This window comes from Amycolatopsis ultiminotia (assembly GCF_039536925.1).
Lineage (GTDB): Bacteria > Actinomycetota > Actinomycetes > Mycobacteriales > Pseudonocardiaceae > Amycolatopsis > Amycolatopsis ultiminotia.
This window is the reverse complement of sequence record NZ_BAAAZN010000007.1, coordinates 216251-240209: the sequence shown is the minus strand read 5'-3', so window position 1 is coordinate 240209 and position 23959 is coordinate 216251. Positions and strand designations below refer to the sequence as shown.

General features: G+C 71.3%; 27 protein-coding genes. 5 read left to right on the top strand and 22 right to left on the bottom strand.

Annotated elements, in window-relative coordinates; translation table 11 throughout:
- Positions 1–32: 32 nt before the first annotated feature.
- Positions 33–488 (top strand): hypothetical protein, encoded by a 456-nt coding sequence (locus tag ABD793_RS18415; protein WP_344861467.1) that lies wholly within the window; start codon positions 33–35, stop codon positions 486–488.
- On the opposite strand, the gene ABD793_RS18410 is transcribed toward ABD793_RS18415, so the two are convergent.
- Entirely contained in the window at positions 485–1564 is a 1080-nt protein-coding gene (locus ABD793_RS18410; protein ID WP_344861465.1) for a hypothetical protein, read from the bottom strand. The two genes, ABD793_RS18415 and ABD793_RS18410, sit on opposite strands and share 4 nt — an antisense overlap.
- 60 nt (positions 1565–1624) lie before the next feature.
- Positions 1625–2380 carry a methyltransferase domain-containing protein gene (locus ABD793_RS18405; protein WP_344861463.1) on the bottom strand — a complete coding sequence of 252 codons (756 nt, stop codon included), beginning with the start codon at positions 2378–2380 and terminating at the stop codon, positions 1625–1627.
- Between ABD793_RS18405 and ABD793_RS18400 the strand changes: the two genes are divergently transcribed.
- Complete coding sequence (locus ABD793_RS18400) at positions 2379–2936, top strand: helix-turn-helix domain-containing protein (protein ID WP_344861461.1); 558 nt, start codon at positions 2379–2381, stop codon at positions 2934–2936. The genes ABD793_RS18405 and ABD793_RS18400 overlap by 2 nt on opposite strands.
- A gap of 109 nt (positions 2937–3045) precedes the next feature.
- The gene (locus tag ABD793_RS18395) at positions 3046–3363 is read left to right on the top strand and encodes a hypothetical protein (RefSeq protein WP_344861459.1); all 318 of its coding nucleotides are present in this window, start codon (positions 3046–3048) and stop codon (positions 3361–3363) included.
- Here ABD793_RS18395 and ABD793_RS18390 read toward each other — a convergent pair.
- Positions 3323–3868, bottom strand: coding sequence for a VanZ family protein (locus ABD793_RS18390; RefSeq protein ID WP_344861457.1), 546 nt, complete (start codon positions 3866–3868; stop codon positions 3323–3325). The two genes, ABD793_RS18395 and ABD793_RS18390, sit on opposite strands and share 41 nt — an antisense overlap.
- A gap of 184 nt (positions 3869–4052) precedes the next feature.
- On the opposite strand from ABD793_RS18390, the gene ABD793_RS18385 reads away from it, so the two are divergent.
- Entirely contained in the window at positions 4053–4514 is a 462-nt protein-coding gene (locus tag ABD793_RS18385) for a DUF2231 domain-containing protein (protein ID WP_344861455.1), read from the top strand.
- 10 nt (positions 4515–4524) lie between these two features.
- On the opposite strand, the gene ABD793_RS18380 is transcribed toward ABD793_RS18385, so the two are convergent.
- The 8 genes from ABD793_RS18380 to ABD793_RS18345 form a co-directional block, all read right to left on the bottom strand.
- Positions 4525–5145 (bottom strand): TlpA family protein disulfide reductase, encoded by a 621-nt coding sequence (locus ABD793_RS18380; RefSeq protein ID WP_344861453.1) that lies wholly within the window; start codon positions 5143–5145, stop codon positions 4525–4527.
- Positions 5142–5684 carry a hypothetical protein gene (locus ABD793_RS18375; RefSeq protein WP_344861452.1) on the bottom strand — a complete coding sequence of 181 codons (543 nt, stop codon included), beginning with the start codon at positions 5682–5684 and terminating at the stop codon, positions 5142–5144. Before ABD793_RS18375 ends, ABD793_RS18380 begins: the two co-directional genes overlap by 4 nt.
- Complete coding sequence (locus ABD793_RS18370) at positions 5681–6148, bottom strand: cytochrome c-type biogenesis protein (RefSeq protein WP_344861450.1); 468 nt, start codon at positions 6146–6148, stop codon at positions 5681–5683. Before ABD793_RS18370 ends, ABD793_RS18375 begins: the two co-directional genes overlap by 4 nt.
- Complete coding sequence (locus ABD793_RS18365; RefSeq protein ID WP_344861448.1) at positions 6141–8114, bottom strand: heme lyase CcmF/NrfE family subunit; 1974 nt, start codon at positions 8112–8114, stop codon at positions 6141–6143. Before ABD793_RS18365 ends, ABD793_RS18370 begins: the two co-directional genes overlap by 8 nt.
- Complete coding sequence (locus ABD793_RS18360) at positions 8111–8539, bottom strand: cytochrome c maturation protein CcmE (RefSeq protein WP_344861445.1); 429 nt, start codon at positions 8537–8539, stop codon at positions 8111–8113. Before ABD793_RS18360 ends, ABD793_RS18365 begins: the two co-directional genes overlap by 4 nt.
- 108 nt (positions 8540–8647) lie before the next feature.
- A complete protein-coding gene (gene ccsA, locus ABD793_RS18355) occupies positions 8648–9379 on the bottom strand; it encodes a cytochrome c biogenesis protein CcsA (RefSeq protein WP_344861443.1) in 732 nt (243 codons plus the stop codon).
- Positions 9376–10056 (bottom strand): heme exporter protein CcmB, encoded by a 681-nt coding sequence (locus tag ABD793_RS18350; protein ID WP_344861441.1) that lies wholly within the window; start codon positions 10054–10056, stop codon positions 9376–9378. The genes ccsA and ABD793_RS18350 overlap by 4 nt, the downstream gene beginning before the upstream one ends.
- Positions 10053–10742, bottom strand: a complete 690-nt coding sequence (locus ABD793_RS18345; RefSeq protein WP_344861439.1) for an ABC transporter ATP-binding protein — start codon at positions 10740–10742, stop codon at positions 10053–10055. Before ABD793_RS18345 ends, ABD793_RS18350 begins: the two co-directional genes overlap by 4 nt.
- A 66-nt stretch (positions 10743–10808) precedes the next feature.
- On the opposite strand from ABD793_RS18345, the gene ABD793_RS18340 reads away from it, so the two are divergent.
- Positions 10809–11546 (top strand): cytochrome c biogenesis CcdA family protein, encoded by a 738-nt coding sequence (locus ABD793_RS18340; RefSeq protein ID WP_344861436.1) that lies wholly within the window; start codon positions 10809–10811, stop codon positions 11544–11546.
- Here the strand turns inward: ABD793_RS18340 and ABD793_RS18335 are convergent.
- From ABD793_RS18335 to ABD793_RS18285, 11 genes are all read right to left on the bottom strand, one after another.
- Positions 11473–11979, bottom strand: coding sequence for a hypothetical protein (locus tag ABD793_RS18335; RefSeq protein ID WP_344861433.1), 507 nt, complete (start codon positions 11977–11979; stop codon positions 11473–11475). The genes ABD793_RS18340 and ABD793_RS18335 overlap by 74 nt on opposite strands.
- Positions 11969–13555 carry a multicopper oxidase family protein gene (locus ABD793_RS18330; RefSeq protein ID WP_344861431.1) on the bottom strand — a complete coding sequence of 529 codons (1587 nt, stop codon included), beginning with the start codon at positions 13553–13555 and terminating at the stop codon, positions 11969–11971. The genes ABD793_RS18335 and ABD793_RS18330 overlap by 11 nt, the downstream gene beginning before the upstream one ends.
- A gap of 407 nt (positions 13556–13962) precedes the next feature.
- Positions 13963–15729 carry a VanW family protein gene (locus ABD793_RS18325; protein WP_344861429.1) on the bottom strand — a complete coding sequence of 589 codons (1767 nt, stop codon included), beginning with the start codon at positions 15727–15729 and terminating at the stop codon, positions 13963–13965.
- A 112-nt stretch (positions 15730–15841) separates the two neighbouring features.
- Positions 15842–17254, bottom strand: coding sequence for an NADH-quinone oxidoreductase subunit N (locus ABD793_RS18320; RefSeq protein WP_344861427.1), 1413 nt, complete (start codon positions 17252–17254; stop codon positions 15842–15844).
- A 16-nt stretch (positions 17255–17270) separates the two neighbouring features.
- Positions 17271–18749, bottom strand: a complete 1479-nt coding sequence (locus ABD793_RS18315) for a complex I subunit 4 family protein (protein WP_344861425.1) — start codon at positions 18747–18749, stop codon at positions 17271–17273.
- Positions 18750–18766: 17 nt separating this feature from the next.
- Positions 18767–20590 carry an NADH-quinone oxidoreductase subunit 5 family protein gene (locus ABD793_RS18310; RefSeq protein WP_344861423.1) on the bottom strand — a complete coding sequence of 608 codons (1824 nt, stop codon included), beginning with the start codon at positions 20588–20590 and terminating at the stop codon, positions 18767–18769.
- A 4-nt stretch (positions 20591–20594) separates the two neighbouring features.
- Positions 20595–20900 (bottom strand): NADH-quinone oxidoreductase subunit NuoK, encoded by a 306-nt coding sequence (gene nuoK / locus ABD793_RS18305; protein WP_344861421.1) that lies wholly within the window; start codon positions 20898–20900, stop codon positions 20595–20597.
- A complete protein-coding gene (locus ABD793_RS18300) occupies positions 20897–21460 on the bottom strand; it encodes an NADH-quinone oxidoreductase subunit J (protein WP_344861419.1) in 564 nt (187 codons plus the stop codon). Before ABD793_RS18300 ends, nuoK begins: the two co-directional genes overlap by 4 nt.
- Before the next feature lie 16 nt (positions 21461–21476).
- The gene (locus ABD793_RS18295; RefSeq protein ID WP_344861417.1) at positions 21477–22403 is read right to left on the bottom strand and encodes a complex I subunit 1 family protein; all 927 of its coding nucleotides are present in this window, start codon (positions 22401–22403) and stop codon (positions 21477–21479) included.
- Positions 22396–23547: a hypothetical protein gene (locus ABD793_RS18290; protein WP_344861415.1), complete on the bottom strand. Its 1152-nt coding sequence runs from the start codon at positions 23545–23547 to the stop codon at positions 22396–22398. Before ABD793_RS18290 ends, ABD793_RS18295 begins: the two co-directional genes overlap by 8 nt.
- The gene (locus ABD793_RS18285; protein WP_425548717.1) at positions 23538–23879 is read right to left on the bottom strand and encodes an NADH-quinone oxidoreductase subunit A; all 342 of its coding nucleotides are present in this window, start codon (positions 23877–23879) and stop codon (positions 23538–23540) included. Before ABD793_RS18285 ends, ABD793_RS18290 begins: the two co-directional genes overlap by 10 nt.
- Positions 23880–23959: the final 80 nt, after the last annotated feature.

Here is a 23959-nt window from a genome sequence, read left to right as displayed (position 1 = left end):
ACCGGCCGGCGCCCGCTGTGCGAGGAGATTCCATGAAACGGTCAGTGCCGGCGGCGTTGCTGGGAATGCTGGCGGTCGCGGTGGGCGGCTGCAGTTCGGCGGCGCCTCAGGGCGGCTCGATCCCTTCGCATCAGCCGTCCGTGGTCAAGGGCCCGTCCGGGACGGTCGACATCGTCGTGGCGGAGCCGGCGAGCCGCGCGGACCGCGCCGTCCGCTATTTCCGGCTCGAAGACGACCAAGGAAAAACGTTGCTGGAGCGCGAATTCCGGACCGCCCCGGCAGAGTTGTCCGCGCCGTTGGCGGTCGGCCGCTACCGGACGGTCACCTGGACCAGGGACTGCGCCGGCGCCTGCCGGGGCGTCACGGACGCGACCCTCGGCCGGGCGACCGGCATCTGCGGAACCCGCATCACCATCTCGAATGCCGCGGCTACACGGGTTTCCGTCAGTGCACCGTCCGGCGTGGACTGTTCGATGCGGGCAGGCTAGGACGCCGCCGCGGTCCGGCCAGGCTGGCCGAGCAGGACCACGAGCACCGAAACCAGCGCGGAGACAGCGACGACTCCGCCGACCAGTTCGGCAGACCAGCGAACACCGTAGGACAGCTGCACCGCGGTGAGCACCCCCGGCCACAACAGGACCGGCACAATCCCCGCGGCCGCCAGTGATTGCGCGCGGCGCGACGCTCCCGCTCGTCGCAAACCGTAGAGCGCGGCATCGGCCACGAGGCCGGCTACGGCGGCGGCGAGAACGACCCGCCCGCCGGTGAAGCCGAAGTCGACGAGCGTGGACGCGAGAGCCGCGTGTGCGGTCAGGAACAGCGTGGCGGTGCCGAACGGCAGCCGCCACGTCCGGGCGAGGTAGGCCAACGGGGCGACGATCACCAGCGAGGTCAGCACGTAACTGCCCAGTCCGGCCTCGGCCCTGGTCTCCGCTGCGATGTGGGCCGGGGTGCCTTCGGGGAAGTGGCCGACCGCGTAGACCGGAGCATCGCTGAAGAATCCGGACAGGAAACTCAACGCGAACGCCGCGACCGCGGACAACGCCAGCAGCGCCAGCACTGTCGCCGCCAGCGACGGTTCGCCTTTCACTCGAGCGGAGAGGACCGGCCCTGACAACAGGAACCCGGCGCCGACGAACAGCAGCAGATGAGAGGGGCTCAGCAAGGCGTCGATCCCTGCCTCGACGCCGAACACCTCGTGCCACGCCAGGTCGGCAGCGCCTCCCGCGGCGAAGATCCCGGCGCCCACGAGCGACCAGCCGTATCCCGTCGGAGGGGCGAGGGCCGCCCTCCATGGCGGTGCCGTTCCGCGCCGCCGCCAGCCCATCGCCAGCAACCAGAGACCGAGCAGGAGCAAGCCGCCGTAGAGCAATCCGTGCCACGGCGTGAAGAACGAGTCCGGCAGGCCCAGCCAGTGCGCCCGCCCGTCGAGGAACACCGCGACGACGATCCACAGGCCCAGCAGCGCGGCTCCGACGTCCTCCCAGCGGGTGCTGAACGCGCGACCTGCCGGTGCGGGGTCGAACCGGCTCGCGGTCGTTGCTGCTTCCCGATGCGTGACCATTACGCCCTCCTATACCGCTCAGGGGTATCGAATAGACTGAATTTATACCCCCTGAGGGTATCAGGCAAGAGGGGTGCGCGCCGCCGCGACGAACAGGGGGACCGCGACGAACATGCGGTCACGGGCGGCTCGCTGTTCCTGTTCGGCGAGCCAGGCGTCCAGCGCTTCCGGAGGGACCGTCGCAGGGGCCGCGTGGACCGTCCTGGCGAGCATCGGGAACAGGGCCGCGTCCGTGAAGACCGCGGTCTGGACTTCGACCGACACGCCGGTGAATCCCGCGTCCAGGAGAAGGGACCGGTAGGCGCGCGCGGCACGCGGACTCGCCAAGGTGTCGGCTCGGGCCTGGGCGAGGGTGCGGGTGAGCGCGGGATCGCCGGAGTCGATCACGACCGTGTCCCAGTCCTGTCCGAGGAGCACGATCCGGCCGCCGGGGGCGAGGACGCGGCGGGCTTCGGCGAGAGCGGCGGCCGGGTCGGCGAGCGCGTGGAAGACTTTGTCCGCGCGGTACCCGCCCAGCGCGCCGGCGCCGAAGGGCAGTCTGGCGGCGTTGCCTTCGCGGAACCGTTGGCCGGGATGCCGCTGCCGCGCTGCCGCGACCATGAGCGGATCGAGGTCGACACCGACCGCGGACGCGCCGCGCCCGGCCAGCTCGGCGACGGCTCGCCCGGAACCGCTGCCGACATCGACGACGACAGATCCTGGTCGCACGTCGAGCAATTCGTAGGTGCGGGTGCGCAGTTCGGCGGCCCCGGGCAGGGCGTCGGCGGCGTCGAGCAGGGCGAGAAGATCGGCGGTTTCCGCGGAGTTCGTGGACATGGCCGCCATCGTGGGACTTAATGTCGGCATGAAGTCAACTCTTCTGCCCATCGGGGAGGTCGCCGACCGCTTCGGCCTGCCGGCGCATGTGCTGCGCCACTGGGAATCCGTCGGCCTTCTGGCTCCTTCGCGCGTCGAGGGGCGTCAGCGCCGCTACGGCGCAGACGATCTGTATCGGGTGGCGGTTATCCTGCGCGCCAAAGAGGCTGGGCTCGGCCTGGACGACATCCGGTCGATGATCGCGACCTCGAACCCGGGCGAGCGCCGATCCGTGCTGCTGCGGCAGCGGGAGGAACTTCGGCTCCGGATGGCCGGCTTGAGCGCGTCGCTGGAACTGATCGAGTGCGCGTTGGACTGCGATCACGAGGATTTCACGCAGTGCGCCCGTTTCCGTGCGGTCGTGGCCGACCGGCTCGGGATCGAGGCGGGTGCGGCTCCGCCGGCGGGCACGGACGCGGGCCTCGGCGGAACGAGGCCCGCGTCCGCGTTACGCGCCGGCCGAGGGGGAGGGGACCGGCGCGGCCGCGAGACAGCATGCGGGAAGCTCGCGACATAACCGACATACTAGGCAACTTAGTAATTAATGGCAAGACGAGATTCCGGGAAGTCCCTTCTCGTACTACGATCCATATTAGTAGAGATGACGGGTGCGAGGAGCTGGTGGCATGCCGAAGGTGTCGGCGAGGGGGCGTGACCGCCGTGCGCGGCAGCGCAAGCACGAGGCCGGGGTCCGCCGTGCAGCCGTCAAGCCCGGGAAGGCCGGCTACACCGGCGCGTACCGGACGTGGCTCGTCGTGCGGGTCGCCGGTTTCGTGCTGATGGGTGCCGGGGTCGTGATGGCGATCGTCCACATCGGAGCGCACCTGGGGAAGTTCTCCTTGCTGCCGACGGTCGGCTTGCAGGACCTGCTGATCGGCTGGCCGATGGCTGGTGTGCTGTTCCTCATCGGCGGCGTGTTCGCGGGCCGGCGGTTTCGCGCCTGACCGTCCCGCGCCGCAGGAGCACCGAGCCGAGCAGGGCTCCGGCGAGCGCGCCCGCGACGTTGGCGAGCACGTCCGCGAGGCTGCACCATCTGCCGGGGATCTGCGATTGGGCCAGTTCGATCGCCGGCGGCAGCGCGAGGGCGAGCACGACTGCCGGTGCGGTGCGGCCGATCGTGAGCACTGCCGACGCGGTCAGCGGCAGGAAAAGGAGCAGGTTGAGCACGTTGCCGGCGACCCCGCCGCCGGAGTTCAGCACCGTGCGCACCAGGTCGGGGAAGTCCTCGGGCAGGCAGGCGTGCAGGCCGTTGGTGTGCCGCTCGCTGCCGGGTGGCAGAGTGAGCGCGAGAACCGACGACAACAGCACGACGGCGACCAGGATTCCGCGCGCCGGCCACCCGGTCCGCTTGGCCAGCCGGCGGGCCGCAGAGAGGCCGACGAGCGCGCCGACGGCCGGCACGGCGATGGTCCAGGCGGACACGGGCACGACGGCGCCGAACACCAGCACGGCTGCTCCTTGCTGCGGTCCGGCCGGGAAGCCGGGCGGGACACCGGGCCCGGCATCGTACTAAGTGACATAGTATCAACGAGGTGAGTTCATTGCGTCGATCATGCTGTGGAACGGATCCGCTGCCGCCGCGGCGGTGCGGAGGGAGCACGGCCGGCCGGGTGGTGCCGTCCCGGGAACCGGTGTGACCGAGACAGCGGAGGAAACCGCTCCGGTCCGGACGCGCTCGCGGGTGCGGCTGCACCCGGTGCTGGTGGCCGTCCCGATCGGGTGCTGGTTCGCGAGCACGGTGCTGGACCTGGCGGCGCGCTCGCACGATCCGCGGGAATTCACTACGGCGGCGACCTGGCTGGTCGGGATCGGGCTGCTCGGCGCGGCGGTCGCCGGGTTCGCGGGTTTTGTCGACGGGTTGCCGATCCGCCCGGGCACTGCCGCCTACCGGAGCCTGCTGGTGCATCTGAGCCTGGCGATGGCGCTCATCCTGGCTTACCTGGTCGAGTACGTGCTCCGGCTGGGCACTCCGCCCGACCGGACGGTTCCGGTGGGCGTGCTGGTCTTCGCGCTCGCCAACGCGGCGGCGCTCGTGGCGACAGTGGTGTGGGGCGCGTTGGTCGCGCACCGGCTCGGGGACGCGGAAGCGAGCTGACCGCCGGGGGTCAGCGGCTCTGGCCGGGTGCGGGCTGGACGGAGCCGTCGGTGCGGGACTGCGGTTTTCGCCCGGCGACGATGTCGTCGAGGGCGGACTTCAGCAGCGGCGGGTCCACCGGGCCGGTGACCTTGGCGACGATGGTTCCGGAGCGGTCGAGGAAGAAGGTTTCCGGGATGCCGTAGATCCCGAATTCCATGGCCGCGCGGGAGCCGGGGTCGGTGACGTACTGGTAGCCCTTGCCGCGGCCGAGTTCGTTGAGGAACCCGACGGCGGACTGCGGCTGATCCTGGTAGCTGACGCCGACGAAGGTCACGCCCGCCGTGCGGTAGGCGTCCGCGGCGGCGGTCAGCGTGGGCTGTTCCTCGCGGCACGGGACGCACCAGGAGGCCCAGAAGTTGACCACGACGACCTGCCCGCGCAGCGAACGCAGCGCGAGGCCGCCGTCCCGTTCGAGATAGGCCAGGGTGAGCTCGGGTGCGGGTTTGCCGATCAGCGGGGTGTCGACCAGGTTCGGGTCGTCGCCGATCCGGGTGCTGATGAGCACGCCGACGGCGACCGCGGCGACGGCGACGGCGAGCGCGATCCAGCGGAGCCATCGCATGGTGCCCCGGCGAGCGTCGGCGGTCATCGTCCCTCCTTGGCCAGTTCGCGCTGGGCGGTGGCGATCATGGCGTCGACGTCCTGGCGGGTCAGCTCGGGCAGCCCGGGCCGTTGCCCGAGCTGGTCGAGGGTGCGCAGTGCGGCGGCCGGGTCCTTTTGCGCGAAGAGCTGGAGGTTCGCCTGCATCCACAGCGCGGTGTCGGCGGCACCGGTTCCCGAGGGCAGCGGCGCGGCGGGGGTGTTGGACGGCATGACCTCGTTACCGGTCACGAAACCGTTCTGGGGACGCTGTTGCACGGCGGCGGGGAGGACGACGACGGCGGCGATCCCGGCGGCGGCGAGCGTGCCGAGGTACGCGATGGCCCTCGTCCGTGCCTCGCGGGTGCGGCGTCGCCGGGCGGCGGGCTTGGCGGGTTCGTCGAGTCGGTTGATCGCGTCGGCGGCGGCCTGCTCGTACTCGGCGCGCAGGCGTCGTGCGGCGTTGGGCGGGATTTCCCCGGCGTCGACTTGTGCTTCGAGCGCGAGGATGTCGCGCAGCGCCTGGTCGCGTTCTTCGGCGGCGGTCACGACAGCTCTCCGGCGCCTTGTTCACGGGCGTGGCGCAGCGCCAGTTCGACGCGTGCGCGTTCGTCGTCGGGCAGTTCCGGGACGTCGGGCCGGTTCCGGAAGAGCCCGGCCAGCACGAGCGCACCGGCGGCGACACCGGCGAGCGGCAGCAGCCACACCCATAGCGTGCGACCGTGCGCCGGCGGGTCGAGCAGCACCCAGTCGCCGTAGCGTGCCCGGAAGAAGCCGAGGATCTGCTGGTCACTGCGGCCGGCGGCGACCTGGTCCTGTACCGCTTGCCGCATGGCGGTGGCCGTCTCGGAGGGTGATTCGGCGATGGACACGCTTTTGCACACCGGGCAGCGCAGTCGCTGATCGAGGTCGTGCGCCCGGTCCGGGGTCCCGCTCCCGCCGCTGAGGAGCAGCCCGGCGGTGATGCCGAGCAGGACGAGGATTCCGGCGAGCGCGAGCAGGCTTCTACGCATGGCTCACCGTCTCCGCCGCGGGCTCGGCTGTCGGAGAACGGCGACGGCTCCGGCCGCTCAAGGCCCACGCGCCGCCTGCGGCCATGAGGAATCCGCCTGTCCACAGCCAGGACATGAGCGGGTAGCGGTAGAGGTTCACCGTCACAGTCCCGGGGGCGATCTGTGCCAGCGCGACGTAGACGTCGCGGCCCGCGGTGCTCCACACGTCCGGGGTGCCGACCGCCTGGGGCTGGTTGGCGAAGGTCTCCAGCTTGGGCTGGGCGGTCCAGGCGAGCTGCCCGTTGTCGCGGAACTCCAGGTGCGCGTCGCGCTGGGTGCGGTCGGGTGCGGTGTGTTGCTCGCTCTTGGTGAACATGACGGTGTAGCCGGCGAATTCGGCGGGGTGCTCGGGGGTGAGGGTGACCGTCGCGCGGGTCGCGGTGGCTCCGGCCACGGAGACCGCGAGGGCGACGACCGCGACGCCGATGTGCGCGAGCTGCCCGCCCCAGTAGGCGCGCTGCCCGGACACCAGCCGCCGCAGACCGGACGGGCGCCGGTTGGGCGCGGTGGCGAACAGGTGCCGGATGCTCGCGGAGACGATCGTCGCCGAGAGGAAGGCGACCGCGACGACCCCGAGGGAGCGGATTCCCGCCACCGCGAACGCGGCGGCGGCGATGCTGCCGATCAGCATGGGGAAGCCCAGCCGTGTCCAGAGCACGCGCGCGGTCGCCCAGCGGTAGGGGGTGAACGGTCCTGCGCCCATCGCCAGCAGCAGCGCGAACGACAGCGGCACGGCCATGCGGTCGAAGAACGGGCGCCCGACCGAGACCTGCCCGCCGCCGAACGCCTCGACGAAGATCGGGTACACGGTCCCGAGCAGCACGACGAAGGCGAAGAGGCACAGCACGAGGTTGTTGATCAGGAAGAGGCCCTCCCGGCTGGCCAGCCGCATCGACCGGGTGCGGGAGGCGACGTGTTCGCCGCGCAGCGCGAACAGCGTGAACCCGCCGGCCAGGACGACCACGAAGAAGCCGAGCAGCGCGGGCCCGACCCCGGACTGGGTGAACGAATGCACCGACGCGACCACCGAGGACCGGGTGAGGAAGGTGCCCAGGATCGTCAACGCGAAGGTGGCCAGCGCGAGCACGAAGTTCCACGCCTGCAGAGTTCCGCGCTTCACCTGCACGACCGCGGAGTGAACGAACGCGGTCGCGACGAGCCACGGGATCAGCGCTGCGTTCTCGACCGGGTCCCACGCCCAGTAGCCGCCCCAGCCGAGCACCTGGTAGGACCACCACGCGCCCACGATCAGGCCCGCGGTGAGGAACGTCCAGGCGACGAGGTTCGCCCGCCGGGTCCGGACCAGCCAGTCGGTCCCGCCGCGGCGGATCATCAGCGCCGACATGGCGTAGGCGAACGACACCGTGAACCCGACGAAGCCGAGGTACAGCAGCGGGGGATGGATCGCCACCATGATGTCGTTGCGCAGCAGCGGGTTCGGGCCCGGGCCGTCGGCAGGCGGGTTCGCCACGATCTGGAACGGGTTGGCGACGGTGGTCACCAGCCCGAAGAAAAAGGCCGCCACGAGGCCCATGACGCCGAGCGCGCCGGTGCCGAGGCGGTCGCCGGGATCGGTCACCTTGCGGCCGGCGACGAAGACGTACCCGGCGAGCAGCAGCGTCCACAGGACGATGCTGCCGCCGAGCGCCGACCACGCGCTGGTGATGGTGAACAGCAGCGGCGTGGCACGCGAGTGGGTCTCGGCGACGTAGGACATCGCGAAATCGTCGGTCAGCAACGCGGTCTCGAGCGCGGCCATGGACAGCACCGCTCCGCCGAGCATCACGAACGAGGCCAGCCGCAACTGTCCGATTCGGACGGTGCCGGGCTTCCGCTGGACGCGGAATCCGTACCAGGCCAGCACGAGCGACGCGGCGAGACCGAGCAGCGCGCCGCCCCAGCCCGCGGCGGGAAGGACGACGGTCATCGGCGATCACCTCCGGGCGGGGCCGGGGTCGTGGGCGGGCGGTAGTTTTCGTCGTGTTTGACGATCATCGTGTCGGAGTCGAATTGGCCGTCCCGCCAGGAACCTTCGACGATCACGCCGATGCCGGGCTGGAACAGCTGCGCGAGCGGGCCGGTGTGCAGGACGGTGACCGCCGGACTGCCGGGTTTCACGTCGGCGGACACGACGAAGCGCAGCCCTTCCGGGGTGTGCGTGACGCTGCCGGGCTGTACGAATCCGCCGAGCTGGAACCGGCGGCCGTCGGGGTAGTCGGCGTGTTTCGCGATCGCTTCGGCCGGCGTGAGGTAGTAGACGAGGTTGCCGTTGAGATTGCCGAACATCAGCACCCCGACCAGGACGGCGACGATCCCGATGCCGGCGACGGCGAGCAGGCGGTACCGCTTCACCGCCGCACCCGTTCCCGCCGGATCGCCTCGGCCCGCAGCCGCAGTCGCAGCGTGTACCCGGCGAGCGCGCCGAAGGTGATGACGAAGCCGATCGTCACCCAGGCCCATTCAGACATCCCGCATCCGTCCTTCCAGCTGAGGCGCGGTGACGACGCCGCCCGCGACTTCGGTGTCCTCGGCCGCGCGTGCCGTGGCGAGTTCGTCCTCCAGCACGGTGAGCCGGAGCCGGGCGCGCAGCAGCATCAGCGCGAACACGGTGAACGCGACGACGTTGAGCAGCAGGACGGCCAGCATCCGGTGGTCGATGGTGGGATCGCCCGGTTTCAGTACGGTCGGCGGCTGGTGCAGTGCGCGCCACCACACCACCGACATGTGCACGACCGGCACCTGCACGACGGCTACCACGCCGAGCACCGCCGAGCGGCGTGCGCGGGCGAGCGGATCGAGCGTTGCCCGGCGCAGCGCTAGGTATCCGAGGTAGACGAAGAACATCAGCGCGGTGGTGACGAGACGGGGGTCCCAGGTCCACCACACGCCCCACACCGGTTTGCCCCACCAGGAGCCGAGCACGATCGTGAGCCCGGTGAACAGCACTCCGAGTTCCGCGCTCGCCGCGGCGAGCCGGTCGAATCGGCCGGTGCGGCGCCACAGCCACAGCGCGCTCGCGACCCCGGTGAGGCCGAAGCAGAGGTAGGCGACCCAGGCGGTGGGCACGTGTACGTACATCAGCCGCTGGTAGTCGCCCTGGAACCGGTCCGGCGGCGCGAGGACCGCGCCGACGAGACCGCCCGCGAGCAGGACGAGTGCGGCGGCGGGAAGCCGTCGGCCGAGCAGGTTCATGAGGATTCCTCCAACGCGTTCGCGCCGAGCAGGAGCGCGAGCCAGCCGATCCCGGTGACGGTGACCAGCAGCAGCAACCACAGCCACGGGACCTGTCCGTAGCCGCCTTCCTTGACCAGTTCGGTCGCGCCCAGCAGAAGCGGCAGCGCCAGCGGGCAGACCAGCAGCGGCCCGAGGGTGCCGCGTCCCGCCATCCCGTGCACCAAGGCGCCGGCGAGAGTGCCGAGAGCAGCGAGTCCGGCCGCGGTCAGCGGAAGCGCGGCCGCCAGCCACGGCCACCCGGCGAGATCTGGCTGGTACAGCGCGATCATCACCGGCAGCAGCAGCGTCTCGAACGCGAGGAGGACGACCGTCGTCGCGGCGGCGCGACCGCCGAGCCGGGCCGCGGCCGGCATCCCGGTCATCCGGAGCACGGCCAGGTGGCCGGGCGAGTCGGTGGCGGTTTGCCGGAGCGCGACCAGCACGCCGAAGAGCAGGACCACGACCCAGTACATGCCCGTGCCCAGCTGGCTGAGCAGCGGGCGGTCCGCGCCGACCGCCATCGGGGTCAGCAGCAGCGCGACGGCGCCGAACGGCGTGATGATCCAGAGCGCTTCGCCCGCGCGGGCCTCGATCCGCAGTTCGGTGCCGGCGATCGCTCGTGCCTGGCGGAGCGGAGCGGGGGACAGGACGGTCATCGCCACTCGCTTTCCGCGGCGGGCTGGCGATGCAGCGCGACGAGGCCGCCGTCGAGGAGTTCCCCGACCCGGTCGGCCAGTGCCCAGACTCGCGGCGCGTCGTGCGCGACCACGACGGCGGCACCGCCGCGCGCCCGGACGCGCTGGACCACCAGGTCGACCAGGCCGAACGAGGACCGGTCGAGTCCCGCGTGCGGTTCGTCGAGCAACAGCAGCGCCGGTTCGGTCAGCACCACGCGGGCGAGGTCGGCGCGCCGCAGCATGCCCTGCGAGCAGTGCTCGGCGCGGCGTCCGGCGGCTCGGCGCAGCCCGACAACCTCGAGCGCATCCGGCACCGCGGCACCGTCCCGTCCCGACAGCGCCGCCACGTGGCGGAGGTTCTCCTCGAGCGTCAGCCGGGGATGGAGGGCGGAATCGTGGCCTATTAAGGCGATCGACGGCCGTACGACACGGACTTCGTCGGTGCCGAGCCGCGCGCCGAGCACCGTTCCGGTGCCGGCGACAGGACGGAGCAAAGTAGCGAGCACGCGCAGGAGAGTGCTTTTCCCGGCCCCGTTCGGGCCGAGCACGCCGTAGACCTGACCGGCTCCGACCGCGAGGTCGAGCGCGCGCAGCACCGGCGTGCGGCCGACGTGCACGCCGAGCCCCGCTACTGCGATCACCGGCTCGCGTTGCTCTACTATCATCGATCGTAGAGTACAAGCCCTGGTCTGCGACCAGGTCCCGGCCCCCCGACGGCAGGTTTCTCGCTCGTGGATCTGTATGCCTCGTTGTCCCTGGCGATCGCCGCCGGGGTCATCTCGTTCACCTCGCCGTGCGCGCTGCCGCTGCTGCCGGGCTACGTGTCCTACGTCTCCGGGCTCAGCCGTGCTGCCGACGGGAACGCGACGTCGGCGCGCGCCAAGCCTCGGGTGGGTCTGGCGTCCGCGTTGTTCATCGCGGGGTTCACAGTTGTCTTCGTCGCGCTCGGGGTCACCGCGTCCGCGTTCGGGCTGTTGCTGGCCCAGCACAAGCAGTTCCTGACGATCGCAGGCGGCGTGCTGGTGATCGCCATGGGATTGGCTTCGCTGGGCGTTGTCCGGATTCCTTTGCTGCAGCGGGAGTTCCGGTTCGACCTGCACCGGGTGCGCAGCGGTCCCGGGGGCGCGGTCGTGCTCGGCGCGGCGTTCGGGCTGGGCTGGACGCCGTGCGTCGGGCCGGTGCTGGCGTCCATCCTCGCGACCGCCGCCAGCACTGCCACGCTGGGCACGGGCGCACTGCTGCTGGCGGCCTACTCGCTGGGGCTGGGCGTCCCGTTCGTGCTGGTCGCGATCGGCGTCGCCCGGGGGCAGCGCAGCCTGGCGTGGCTGCGCGCGCACACCCGGAAAATCGAAATCGCCGGCGGGGTCCTGCTGATCGCGATGGGCGTCGTGATGCTCACCGGAGGCTGGACGCAGCTGATGGGCCGGATGCTGGCGGCGTTCGCCCGGCTGGGCTGGCCTCCGTTGTGACCTCCGGCGAGCACGTATCCGCGGTGCACGCGCGCCGCCGCCACCGCAGCACGACCGCGGTGCCCAGGGCAGCCAGCGAGAACGCCGCGAGCACCGGCTGAACGGGTGCCCAGATGCCGAGCGCGCCGGAGATGCCGAGCAATCCGACCACGATCTTGTTGCACACAGGGCAGCCGACGGCGAACACCGCCGCCGTGACCGATCCGGCCACGCCGCCGCGTCCGCGCGCATCCACGCTGGGCCGAGGGATCGCGACCCACAGTCCGGTGAGGACCGCGGTCAGGACGAGCACCGGGTACTCCCACCACCGCACCGGCGTCATCCGGGTGAACAGCGGGGTGTCGATCACGTCGGTCGGCACGCCCACCGCGAGCGCGCTCACCACCGCCGCCGCGACGGCGAGCGCCCGGCGCCGCCACTTGTCATTCCACATAGGACACCACGGTCATCATTCCGGCCTCGCCGTGGTAAATGTTGTGGCAGTGGGTGAGCCATTGGCCCGGATTGTCCGCGTCGAAGTCCACCTCGACGGTGCGCCGGGGCAGGACCAGGACGGTGTCCTTGCGCGGACCGGCCGCTTTCGGTGTGCGCACTTGGAAGGTGTGGCCGTGCAGGTGCATCGGGTGGTACATGTCGGAGTCGTTCACGAACCGCAGCCGCACCCGCTGTCCCTGGCGGACCGGGAGCCCGTCGTTCGGGTTGTACGGCTTGCCGTTGATCGTCCAGTCGTACTTCGCGCCCGGCCCGGTCAGTTTGAGGTCGTGGGTGACGTCGGGGGTCTTGTCCTTCAGAGCAACTTGCTGCGCCGCGGAGAAATCGGCCGTCGTCAGGACTTTCGCGGTCTTCAGCTGTTCGGCGGCCGCGTCGTTCGCCGCGGACGCGGTGCTGCCGCCCGCGTGCACCAGGACCTGGGCGTAGCCGCCCTTGCCCTCGGCGAGCGCCAGGATCGGGACACCGCTGGAGGGAACGGTGATCAGCGCGTCGACCCGTTCGCCCATACCGAGCAGCACTGCTGCCGCGTTCCCAGGCGCGGTCGCAGGGAAGCCGTCGGTGTGGGTGATCCGCATCGGGACCCCGGGCACGCCGACGCGGAACGCGGTGTCGGCCGCCGCGTTGATCAGCCGGAGCCGGATGCGCTGTCCGGGTTTGGCGCGGAGGCTGGTCGGCGCGACCGAGCGGGCCCCGTTGGCCAGGAAGTAGGGGTAGGTCACGTCGCCAGCGTCCCCGCCGAGGGCGGCCGACTGCGGCATGCCCCCCATGCCGGACATCGGCGGCGTGGCGGATCCGCTGCCCATCCCCGGCATGTCCGGCATCGAGGACGACTGCCCGCCGCCCATGACCATGCCGTTCTGCTTGAGGTTGGCGAGCACGGCGTCCGGGTCGGTGCCGGTGCCGTCGATCCAGTCGTCGAGGACGACGACCAGCTCCGTGTCGTAGTCGCGGCCGTCCGCGGGGTCCTCGATGACGAGCGGTCCGTAGAGGCCCCGGTCGAGCTGGGTGCCGACGTGCGGGTGGAACCAGAACGTGCCCGCCTCCGGCGCGGCGAACTCGTAGGTGAAGTCCTTCCCGGCCGGGATCGCGGGCTGGGTGAGGTCGGGCACGCCGTCCATGTCGTTGCGCAACGCCAGTCCGTGCCAATGGATGGTCGTCGGCTGGGGGAGCCGGTTGGTCACCTTCGCGCGCAGCACCTCGCCCCGCTTGAGGCGGATTTCCTGGCCGGGCAGCTGCCCGAAGCTCCAGGTCTTGACCTGGACGTGCCCGAGGTCGAGTTCGCCTGCCTGTGCGGTCAGTTCGACTTGGCGCACTGGCGCTCCGGCCTTACGCCGGGCTGCCTCGGCGCGCCCGACCAGCGGCGAGGACGGTCCGATTTTGGCCGGTGCCGCGGCCGATCCTCCGGACGAGCAGGCGGCCAGCCCGAAGGCGGCGGTCGCGCCCGCGCCGAGCACGAGGAAACCGCGCCGGTCGAGCAGGCGGTTCGGGGCGGTCGGCGAAGGGTCGGCAGGCGTCATGGGGTCCTGATTCCGTTGTCGTTGCGGGGCGGGTGTGCTGTGAGGGGAACCTTCACGGACTCTGAGTCTCAATGCCAGGAACTTAAGGCTGTGACGTGGACGCGCTGCTGCCGTGTCTCTGCAGCTCGGCTGACTCGATCCGGTTGAGCGCACGTCGCTGTGGGCCCCGGGCCCGGGAGCGGAAGCCGGGCAGGAGTCCTTCACGGACTTCACGGCACAGCCATATGGTGACAAATCGGTCATTTTCGGCACTATTGGCGTCCTTTGTGGACGGTCAGCGGGCCGCGTCGACGCGGCTTAAGTTCCTGGCATTGACTCTGAGTCCCTCATGGTTCCCTCACGGCACGTCGCGTCCTCCCGGAACAGCTCCGGGGGCCTACTAGAGCCGATAGTACATATCGGGCGGGTCAGCCGCTCCCGGCGCAGACGACGGTAGGCTCCGGGTTGTAGCGCACGTTGCGGGTGTGCCGGCTGAGTTCCTTGCCGCCGAGGTCGCGGATCACCCGGGTGTCAGAGGCGGTGAAGCCGGGCTTGCCCTGGACCGGCTTGCACGAGGCGTCGGATTTCGTGACGGTCGGCGGGTTCACGAAGTCGTGCTTCGGGCCGGGGACCGACTCGACGTTGACGTGCTTCGTGCCCCACAGTTTGACGGTGATCGACGAACCCGTCCAGATCGTCTGGATCGCGACGCCGGTGGCGGAGTCGTTGGCGAATTTCAGGTCGATCACGCTGCTGCCGTCCGGGTTCTGGAACACCGTTGCCTCGCGCGCCGCGGGGTAGCGGCTGATGTAGAAGCTGTGTTCCTTGTGCCCGGCGTCGGTCATCCCGGCGAAGTACGCCGCGTTGTAGGTCGTGGTGGCGAATTGCGAAATGCCGCCGCCGACTTCGCGGGCGGGCACGCCCTCTTCGATCACGCCGGCTTCGACGTAGCCCTGCGGTGTGCCGCGCGGGCCGGTGTAGCCGTTGAGGCTGAACGTTTCGCCGGGCTTGACGATCGCGCCGTTGACCTTCTGCGCGACGACGCGGATGTTCACGCCGGAGTCCGCGGCGAACCCGGTGGTCGTGAACTCGCCGATGACTTCCTTGATGCCGAGGCTCTTGACGGCGTCGGTCGTGACCTTCGCCGGCGCGTCGGTGTATTTCGCTTGCACCGCCCGTTCTCCTGGTCCGGTGATCGCCTTCAGGAGACCGGCCAGGGTCTGGTCCCAGTCGATCTTCCGCCCGTCGCTCGAGGGCGCGACGACGGGAGCGCCGCTGGAGAAGTCCATCCGGGCGTCCTGGCCCGGCTTTTCGGTGGCGGAGAGTTTGTCGACGACCGCGCCGAGCTTGTCTTTGTCCAGGCTGGGCACCAAATTTCCGTTGCCGCCGGGCCGGAAGCGCAAGGCGGCCGCGATATTTTCCGGGGTCACGGCGACGTCGCGTCCCTCGCCCCGCACGGTCGCGGCAGCCGACACCGCCGGTTTGGCTACCTGCTCGACCGCTCGCCGGACCTGCTCGGCCGGCACCTTGGGCTGGAGCGTCCGGATCGGCAGCTTGACGTCCGCGGCGTGCGCCCACTCCGTCACGAGAGCCTGGCGGGCCGCGGTTTCGTCCAGCTCCTGCCCGGATTCGGGCTCCACAGGCACCGGGGTGGTGCCGTCGAAACGCACGTCGCCTTCCGTCATGGGACGGTCGACGGCCGGGCGGAGGCCGGCGATGACGGCGTTGAGCGCCTGGTCGTCTCCGCTGGACACCACGCGGAATTCGCGGTCTCCGAACAGCGAGCCGAGAAGACCCCACGGGGTCAGGGACTGGGTTCCCGCCTGGGCCACCGTGGCGGTGTAGTCGACCTGGATCTTCGCTGACGCGGGCACGAACTGGGCAGTGCGGTCGCCCGCGCTGATCTGGACGGGCTGGGCGAGGCGAGGCGTCAAGGCCGCGGTCAGCTTGGCCTGGGCCTCTGCCGGGGACAGCCCGCCGACCGCCACGCCGGCGACGGTGGTGCCGCCGGGCACCTCGCCGGCCGTCGCGATCGCGCCGACCACGTACGCCACGGCCAGAAACCCCGCCGCCGCGGCGAGCGCGACAGTCAGCGGTCGTCGCCACCAGGGGCGCGCGGCGGCATTTCCGCCGCCAGGTCCCTGGTCGTCCGGATCCGTCGACGGCCAGCTCGCGTTGTCGGTCGCTGGATGCAAGAAAACCCCCGGGTCGCCGTGGTTTCGCCGCGTGCGGCGGCGCGCAGGGTGTCCAGGCTACTATTGACCATAGTTTCCGGGTCGGGCGGCCCAGCGCCAAGGGATCCCGCCGTCACATCGAGGCCAGGTCTCCGCGCAGGGCGGCTAGCGCGAGCCCGGCGAGCGGGCCGAGCACGAGGGACCCGGCTGCCGTGACGTACGCGGTCGCGGCGGCCCAGCCGCCGGGAACGGCCGGGTTCGGCCCTCCGCCGCGGCGGAGGGCGGGGGCGATCCAGCGCAGGTAGTAGAACAGGCTCGCCGCGGTATTGACGGCTGCTACGACGACGAGCCACGCGTAGCCGCCGTCGAGGGCCGCGGTGAAGATCGTCAGTTTGCCGGCGAACACCGCGGTCGGCGGGGTCCCGACCAGCCCGAGCAGGCAGACAACCAGGCTGAGGGCGAGCCACGGCTGCCGTCGCAGGAGCCCGCGGTACTCGTCGATGGTCCGCCGCCCCGGCAATGCGCACACCACGGCGAAGGCGCCGAGGTTGGTCACCGCGTAGGCACCGAGGTAGAGCAGCATGCTGGGCAGGGCGAGTTCGTTGCGCCCGGCGACGGCGACGGCCATCAGAAGGTAGCCGACCTGGCTGATCGTGGAGTAACCGAGCAGGCGGCGGACGTCGCGCTGGAAGAACGCGGCGAGGTTGCCGAGCGTCATGGTGGCGGCCGCGACGATGGCGATCAGCAGGGCCCAGTCGACGTGCGAGCCGGTCATCGCGGCGGCGGCCAGCCGGTACGCCGCGATGACGCCGCCGATTTTGGGGACGGTGGTGAGGAACGCGGCGGCGGGCGGGCGGGTTCCTTCGGTGACGTCCGGGATCCAGAAGTGCGCCGGGACCGCGCCCATCTTGAACAGCAGTCCGGCGAACACGCCGACGAAGCCGACGGCGACGGCGGCCGCCGGGGCTGTGCCGAGGGCCTTCTGCAGGTCGGCGTAAGCGGTGGAGCCGCCGACGCCGAACAACACGGTGGCCCCGGCCAGCATCGTGATCCCGAGCAGCGCGCCCAGCAGATAGAACTTGAGCGCTCCCTCGGTACCGGCGTCGTCTTTGGCGAACCCGGCCACCGCATACAGCGGGATGCTCGCGAGCAGGTACGCGGCGACGAGCAGCAGCAGGTCGTTGGCTCCGGTGAGGCCGATCGTGCCCAGCGCCGCGAGCAGGACGAGGACGTACCACTCGCTCTCGCGCGGCGCCGACCGGAACTCCCGCGCGCTCACGCCGAGGGTGAGCAGCACAGCGACCAGGACGATGACGCGTCCGGCGTTGGTGCCGACATCGACGGCGTAGCTGCGGCCGAAGACGGTGCGGACCGGGTCGCCCCACACGGCCACGGTCGCGGCCAGCCCGCCGACGCAGGCGAGTGCGGCGAGGAGGCGGACCGGCCATTGCTTCCGGCGCGGAAGGTAGGAGCCGAGCAGCAGGCCAGCGACGGCGACGGCGGCGAGGATGATCTCCGGCAGCAGTGCGAGCGGGTCTTCGTTCATCGTCTCCACGGCGCGGTCACCGGGCCAGGAGGTTCAGGACCGACCGCGACGCGGGTTCGATCAGGTCTAGCAGGAACCTCGGGAAGATCCCGAGCACGACGGCGAGCACCAGCAGGGGTGCGATCGAGACGCCCTCGGCGACGGTGAGGTCGGCGGCCGGCGTGCCGGGCTTGCCGAGGAACACTTTCTGGAACGCGCGCAGGAACAGCGCCGCGGTCACCAGGATGCCGAGGAAGGCCAGCACGGTCGCGACCGGGGCGGCGCCGAGGGAGCCGGTGAAGATCTGGAACTCGGCGATGAACCCGGAAAACCCCGGCAATCCCAGCGAAGCGAAGGCTGCCGCGGCGGTGAGGCCCGCGAAGCGGGGCGCGCTGGCGGCCAGCCCGCCGAACCGGTCGAGATCGTAGGTGCCGCCGCGTTCGTAGAGGACCCCGGCGAGGAGGAACAGCGCGCCGGTGATGAGGCCGTGGCTCACCATCTGGGTGACCGCGCCGGTCACGGCGAGTTCGCGGGCTTCGGTCGCCGAGCTCGCGGCCATCCCGGCCGCGCCGATCGCCAGGATGATGTATCCCATGTGGTTGACCGAGGTGTAGGCGATCATTCGCTTGAAGTCCCGCTGTCCCAGCGCGACCAACGCTCCATAGAGGACGCTCACCACGCCGACGACCACGAACACGACCGCGTAGCGGCGCCAGGTGTCGGGCAGGATGGGCATGGCGATCCGGATGAATCCGTAGGTGCCCATCTTCAGCAGCACCCCGGCCAGGACCGCCGAACCGGCGGCGGGTGCTTCGGTGTGCGCGGGCGGGAGCCAGGTGTGGAACGGCACGGTCGGAGTCTTGATCGCGAACCCGACGCCGAGCGCCAGCAGCACCAGGCCCGCGGCCCAGCCGCCGCCGGCCAGCTGGTTCTGGCGAGTCAGCTCGACGATGTCGAAGGTGTGCGGCGACGCGGTGACGTACAGCGCGATGAAGCCGACGAGCAGCGCGAGCGACCCGACGAAGGTGTAGAGGAAGAACTTGAGCGCGGCCCGCGCGGCGTCGCGGTGGCCCCAGCCGGCGATCACGAAGTACATGCCCACAATGGACAGATCGAAGAAGACGAAGAACAAGATGAGGTCGAGCGCCACGAACAGGCCGAGGCTCACCGTCTCCAGGAACAGAAACAGCGCGGCGAACGACCGTGCTCGCTTCTGTTGGCGCAGCGAATAGACCGCGCAGGCGAGGAACAACCCGGCCGTCAAGACGACGAGCGGCAGGCTGAGGCCGTCGACCCCGAGGTGGTATCCCGAGCTGATGCTGGGAATCCACCGCAGGTTGACTTCGTAGGCGTAGCCGTCGCCGCCGGGGCGGGCCGCCCACAGGACAATCGTCAGCAGGAAATCGGCCGCCGCGACGGCGAGCCACCACCAGCGCACGAACCGGTCGGTGACGCGCGGGATCGCGAACGGGACCACCGCGGCCGCCAAGGGCAGGAACACCACGACGCTGAGCACGCGTCACCTCACGTTCGTCACAGGAAGATCACCAGAATGGCCAGGACGCCCAGCGCGATCGCCGCTTGGGCGTAGTAGTGGTGCAGCTGCCCGGTCTGCGGCCGGCGCGCGAGCCGGCCGAGCGCTTGCGCGCCACCGGACACACCGCGGACGACGGCCTCGATCGACACCTCCACGCGCAGATCGGCCACCCGGGCCAGCGCTGCGGCGGTCGCCGCTGCCGCGCGCACGCCGCCGTCCACGACCCGGTCGTCGAAGCGGGCGAGACTGCGCGCCAGCCAGTCGGCCGGCACGACGAAAGCCCGGTGCGCCAAGCGTTCCAGCCGCAACCAGTCGGCCAGCGCTCCGCTCTCGGGCAGCGTTCGGGCACGGGTCCAGGCCGCGGCCCCCGCGACACCGGCGACGGCGATGACGCCGGACGCGGCCAGCTGCGCCCAGCCGGGCTCGACGGGCTCCGAGGCGCCGAGCAGTTCCGCGAACCGCCGCGACAGGCCGGGCACGCCGCCGATCCCGAGCAGCGCGGCGGCGGCCGCGAGGACCGGCAACGGCACGAGCAGCAGCGCGGGCAGGCGGTCGCCCGGCGCGGCGTCGGCAGGAGCCCAGAGGATGGTCAGGACCCGCCCGACGTAGGCGCCGCTGATCAGCGCCGCGGCCAGCCCGGTGACGTACAGCGCCGGCGAGTGCGCGAGCGCGGACGCGAGCACCGCGTCCTTGGTCACCCAGATCGACAGCGGCGGCACTCCGGCCAGCGTCAGCGCGCCGATGCTGAACACCGCGCCCAGTAACGGATACCGCCGTGCCGCGCCGCGCAGCTGATGCAGGTCCTTGGTGCCCAGCCCGGCCAGCCAAGCCCCGGCGCCGAGGAACAGCAGGCTCTTCGTCGCCGCGTGCGCGACCAGCTGGCCGGTTCCGGCCGCCTGGCCCCCGGCTCCGGCGGCGAGCACCATGAACCCGATCTGCGAACACGTCGAGGCCGCCAGCACCTGCTTGAGGTCCCGTTGCACCACTGCCACCACGCCGAGGACGAGCGCCGTCGCCACCCCGGCCCACGCAGCCGTGTCCGCCGCCCAGCCCGTCGCCGCCAGCAGCGGCTGCACCCGGATCAGCAGGTACGCCCCGGCGGCGACCATGGTGGCCGAGTGCAGCAGCGCCGAGACCGGGCTGGGGCCGTCCATCGCGCGGGAGAGCCAGAAGCTGAACGGCAGCTGCGCGGACTTCCCCAGTGCGGCCAGCACCAGCCCGGCCGCGACGGCGTCGCGCCAGCCGCCCGCCGCGCCGGGGAGCCCGGCCAGGGAGAGCCCCGGGACCCCGCCCGCCAGCGCGGCGCCTGCCGCGAGATACAGGCCGAGATCGCCCGACCGCGTGGCGAGAAACGCGATCGCCCCGGATTCCACCCGGTGGTTCTCCCGCCACCAGAAGCCGATCAGCGCGTACGAGCAGGCCCCCATGACTTCCCAGGCCATCAGCAGGACGACGAGGTCGCGTGCGGTGACGGTGACCAGCATGGCCCCGGCGAACACCAGCATCAGCCCGTGAAAACGCGCCCGGGATTCGTCGGAGCCGAACTCGCCGGCCGCGAACACCAGCACTGCGACCAGAATCGCGGCGACGGTGATCACCATGACCGCGGACAGCCCGTCCACCGCCAGCCCGATCGGCAGATTCGCGAGCAGCGGGACACTCGTCGCGGGTCGCGCGATCGCCGTGGCCACCGCCAGCACGAGCGTCACCACGGCGGTGCCCACCCCGGCGGCGGGCGCGATCCGGTCGCCGCCGCGGCGCGAGAGCAGCAGCGCCGCGCCGGCGACGAGGGGGAGCCCGATCAGCAGCCACAGCGTCATCGGATCAGCCCTTGAGGTCGGCGGCGGAGTCGGTCAGGTCGACGTCGCGCCGCCGGAAGATCGCCGTGACGACGGCGAATCCGATCGCCATGTCCACCGCCATCAGCGTCACCGCCACGAGCACGACGACCTGGCCGTCGGGCCGGTCAGGGGAGGCGAAGTACCAGAAGGCGGCTCCGGCGACGATCACGGCGTTCGCCATCAGCTCCAGGCCCATCATGATCATCACGATGGACTGCTGCGACAACGCGCCGTACAGACCGACGCTGAACAACGCCGCGCCCAGCAAGAGAAAAGCCTGCAGGGTCACCGGTTCAGCCCTCCTCGCACCGGATCGTCCGGCCGTTTCGCGTCCAGGCGATCGCCGTAGCGGTCATACCGGCCGCGATGAGCCGCCAGCACGATCGTGGCGACCATCGTGGCGAACAGGCACAGCCCGAGCACCATCATCACGAGCATCTTCGAGCCCATCAACGCTTCGCCCAGCGCCCGCGTCGGGTCGGCCGGACGCGGCCGGCCGGAGGTCGGCCACCGCACCAGGAAAATCCCGGCCGCCAGCGCGGCGAACACTCCGCCGGCGATCGCGAGCGAGCCCTTCTGGTTGTGCACCATCGTCATCGGCATCAACCCGGCCGGGTTCATCATGTACATGATCATGAAGACGACCATCACGACCATCTCCATGATCATCATGAGCACGACCAGGATCCCGAGGTAGGCCAGGTTCAGCAGCAGAAGCGTGCCCGCCGCGAAGACGAACGACGCCAGCAGCGCGAAGGTCGCCCGCGCCATCGAGTCGACCCGGAACACCGCGACGCCCGTCGCGACCGCGGCGACGGCGCAGACCCAGAACGCGACCTGCGTCCACATGCGACTGCTCCCTTCCTCAGCGAACGAGCACGACGACGGCGACGATGAGCGCCTGCACCAGGGTGACCGGAATCAGCACGACCCAGGCGATCTCCTGGTAGCGCTCCATTCGCACGGTGGGGAGCCGCCGTTTCAGCCACACCAGAACCGCGAGCACCGCCAGCGTCTTGACCAAAGACCACAACCACGGCGGCAGCGCCGGCCCGGCGCCCCCGCCGAGGAACAGCGGCACCGCGAACGCCGCCCCGGACACCAGCAGCAGCCAGCGTCCGCCGAGGAACACCAGACGGTCCACACCGGACAGTTCGGCGGCCGCCCCGCCCGCCGCGTCCGCACCGACCGGATGATCGAACGGACCCCAGAACGCCATCGCCGGAACCGACAGCAAATACCCGACGAACGCGGCCGGCATCCACACGACGAACCACAGCGAACCCTGCGCAGCCGCCACATCCGACACCCGCAGCGAGCCCGCGCCCAGCGCCGCGGTGATCAACGCGAACATGTGCGGCAGCTCGTAGGCCAGCCCCTGCGCGATGAACCGGTAGCCGCCGACCAGGCCGTACGCCGAGTTGGCACCCCAGCCGACCAGCCAGACCGCGGCCCACGCCACCACCTCCATGGCGTTGAACCAGACGATGCCGATCGAGAAGTCCGCGACCGGCCACCGGCCGAGCGGGGTCGCCAGCGACGCGAGCACCGCGGCGACCAGGAGCGCGAACGCCCCGCTCCGTCCCAACAGGACATCCGCCGCCAGCGTGCGCCGCCGTTGCTGGACAAGAAGTCCGCCGATGTCGCGCAGCGGGAGCGTCAACGCCTGCCGTGCCGGTGCGCCCGCGGTTCGAGCGGTGAGCACGGCGTCCGCCGACGCGGTCGCCGCGGCGAGGGCCACCAGCACGAGCGGCAGGAGCAATCCCGCCCACCAGGGCAGTTCGTCACCCATGGGCCGCCCGCATCCGTTCGAGATCGGGGTCGAGACTCGCGATGATCAACCGTGCCGCCGCGAGTTCCGCGCCGGCCAGCAGATCGGGCAGGAGCGCGAGGATTTCGTCCGGGTCCTCGACGGCGGCCGGTGCGGTGCCGGTCGCCTCGTCGAGCCAGCGGCAGAGGCGATCGGCGGTGTCGCCGGCGAACGGTCCGCGGTCGAGCCGTCCCAGTCCGGCCAGCGACCAGCGCAGCGTCCTCGACCGCCGGACCCGGCGGGCCCACCGGGTCAGCTGGCCGTCGACGTCGCGCCCGGCGAGCAGATCGTCGCGCAACCGGCCGGCGGCGACCGCGGCGTCGTCCCAGCCCGCGACGGACAGCAGCCGCACGCAGCTGTCGAGCCGCCGCGCGGCGACCCGGGTGCTGTCGAGCGACACCGTGTCCCAGAACGGGGTCACGACGTGCGCGTGGCCGCGTACTGTCTCGACTTCGGCGTCCTGGATCACGTCGCCTTGCAACGTCGTCCGCACCAGCAGCCCGGCCGGCCACGCGGGCAGCACCGGGCCGAGCGGCACCGCGAGCCGGTCGAGTTTCAGGCCGTCGCGGTCGTCGGCGCGGTCCGCCATCGCGATGCCGCCGGGCATGGACATGCCGCCCATGTCGTGCCCGCCCTCGCCCATGTCGTGGGCTTGGTGGCTGCTGTGGTCCATGGCGTTCTCGTGATGTCCGCCGTGCTCCCTGCCGGGTTCAGCGTCGCCGCCGTGGTGCACGGCATGGCCGTGCCTGCCGTGGTCGTCGGCTGGAGGCTGGTGGTCGTGCGCTGCCTCGTGGCGTTCCTGGCCGGTCTCCGGCGGCAGCGTCCCGGAACGGAGCTGCTGTTCCGCCTCGGTCAGCCTGGCGTCCGCCTCGGCGGGATCGGCGATGTCGGCCCGGGACCGGGGCCCCGGGACGACGCGCCACACGGCTTCGACGAACGGGTCCATCGCCGGATCCCGCGGTCCGGCGACAATCAGCAGATTCGCCTCGGCCGGGTTCAGCGCGGGACGCCAGCCTCGCCGGCGGAACCGCCGTTCCACGGCGAGCCGGGCGGCAGTTCCCCCCACCGTGCTGACGAGCAGCGGCCGCACCGAGATCCGCTGGAGCAGCCACGTGGTCAGGTCCATCGGAACACGCCTTCCCGCCGTGCGTACCAGACTCCGGCGAAGAGCACGGCGAGGAACGCGAACATCTCCACGACCGCCGTGGTCCCGACCTCCTTGACGACCAGCGTCCACGGGTACATGAAGACCATCTCCATGTCGAAGGCCAGGAACACCATGGTGATCGGGTACCAGCGGACGTGGTAACGAGACACCGCGTGCTCCGCCGGGGAAGCGCCGGAGAGGAACGGCAGGACGTCCCGTGCGGTCGGCGCGAGCCGGACCAGCCGCGCGACCGCATAGCCGGCGGCGACCAGCAGGACAACCGCGGCAAGGGCCGCGAGCGCACCCAGCACTCCGCCTCCTCGGTCCACGTCGGTCTACTACGGAGCTTAGAGGGCCGGATCGGGACCGGCAGCTCGACGCTCCGATACGG

Bases quoted from the DNA above. Each gene is read 5' to 3' on its own strand.
- ABD793_RS18415 (WP_344861467.1), top strand. From the start codon at position 33: ATGAAACGGTCAGTGCCGGCGGCGTTGCTGGGAATGCTGGCGGTCGCG.
- ABD793_RS18410 (WP_344861465.1), bottom strand. From the start codon at position 1,564: ATGGTCACGCATCGGGAAGCAGCAACGACCGCGAGCCGGTTCGACCCC.
- ABD793_RS18400 (WP_344861461.1), top strand. From the start codon at position 2,379: ATGGCCGCCATCGTGGGACTTAATGTCGGCATGAAGTCAACTCTTCTG.
- ABD793_RS18405 (WP_344861463.1), bottom strand. From the start codon at position 2,380: ATGTCCACGAACTCCGCGGAAACCGCCGATCTTCTCGCCCTGCTCGAC.
- ABD793_RS18395 (WP_344861459.1), top strand. From the start codon at position 3,046: ATGCCGAAGGTGTCGGCGAGGGGGCGTGACCGCCGTGCGCGGCAGCGC.
- ABD793_RS18380 (WP_344861453.1), bottom strand. From the start codon at position 5,145: ATGACCGCCGACGCTCGCCGGGGCACCATGCGATGGCTCCGCTGGATC.
- ABD793_RS18370 (WP_344861450.1), bottom strand. From the start codon at position 6,148: ATGCGTAGAAGCCTGCTCGCGCTCGCCGGAATCCTCGTCCTGCTCGGC.
- ABD793_RS18365 (WP_344861448.1), bottom strand. From the start codon at position 8,114: ATGACCGTCGTCCTTCCCGCCGCGGGCTGGGGCGGCGCGCTGCTCGGT.
- ccsA (WP_344861443.1), bottom strand. From the start codon at position 9,379: ATGAACCTGCTCGGCCGACGGCTTCCCGCCGCCGCACTCGTCCTGCTC.
- ABD793_RS18350 (WP_344861441.1), bottom strand. From the start codon at position 10,056: ATGACCGTCCTGTCCCCCGCTCCGCTCCGCCAGGCACGAGCGATCGCC.
- ABD793_RS18345 (WP_344861439.1), bottom strand. From the start codon at position 10,742: ATGATAGTAGAGCAACGCGAGCCGGTGATCGCAGTAGCGGGGCTCGGC.
- ABD793_RS18335 (WP_344861433.1), bottom strand. From the start codon at position 11,979: ATGTGGAATGACAAGTGGCGGCGCCGGGCGCTCGCCGTCGCGGCGGCG.
- ABD793_RS18330 (WP_344861431.1), bottom strand. From the start codon at position 13,555: ATGACGCCTGCCGACCCTTCGCCGACCGCCCCGAACCGCCTGCTCGAC.
- ABD793_RS18320 (WP_344861427.1), bottom strand. From the start codon at position 17,254: ATGAACGAAGACCCGCTCGCACTGCTGCCGGAGATCATCCTCGCCGCC.
- ABD793_RS18310 (WP_344861423.1), bottom strand. From the start codon at position 20,590: ATGACGCTGTGGCTGCTGATCGGGCTCCCCCTCGTCGCCGGCGCGGCG.
- ABD793_RS18300 (WP_344861419.1), bottom strand. From the start codon at position 21,460: ATGTGGACGCAGGTCGCGTTCTGGGTCTGCGCCGTCGCCGCGGTCGCG.
- ABD793_RS18295 (WP_344861417.1), bottom strand. From the start codon at position 22,403: ATGGGTGACGAACTGCCCTGGTGGGCGGGATTGCTCCTGCCGCTCGTG.
- ABD793_RS18290 (WP_344861415.1), bottom strand. From the start codon at position 23,547: ATGGACCTGACCACGTGGCTGCTCCAGCGGATCTCGGTGCGGCCGCTG.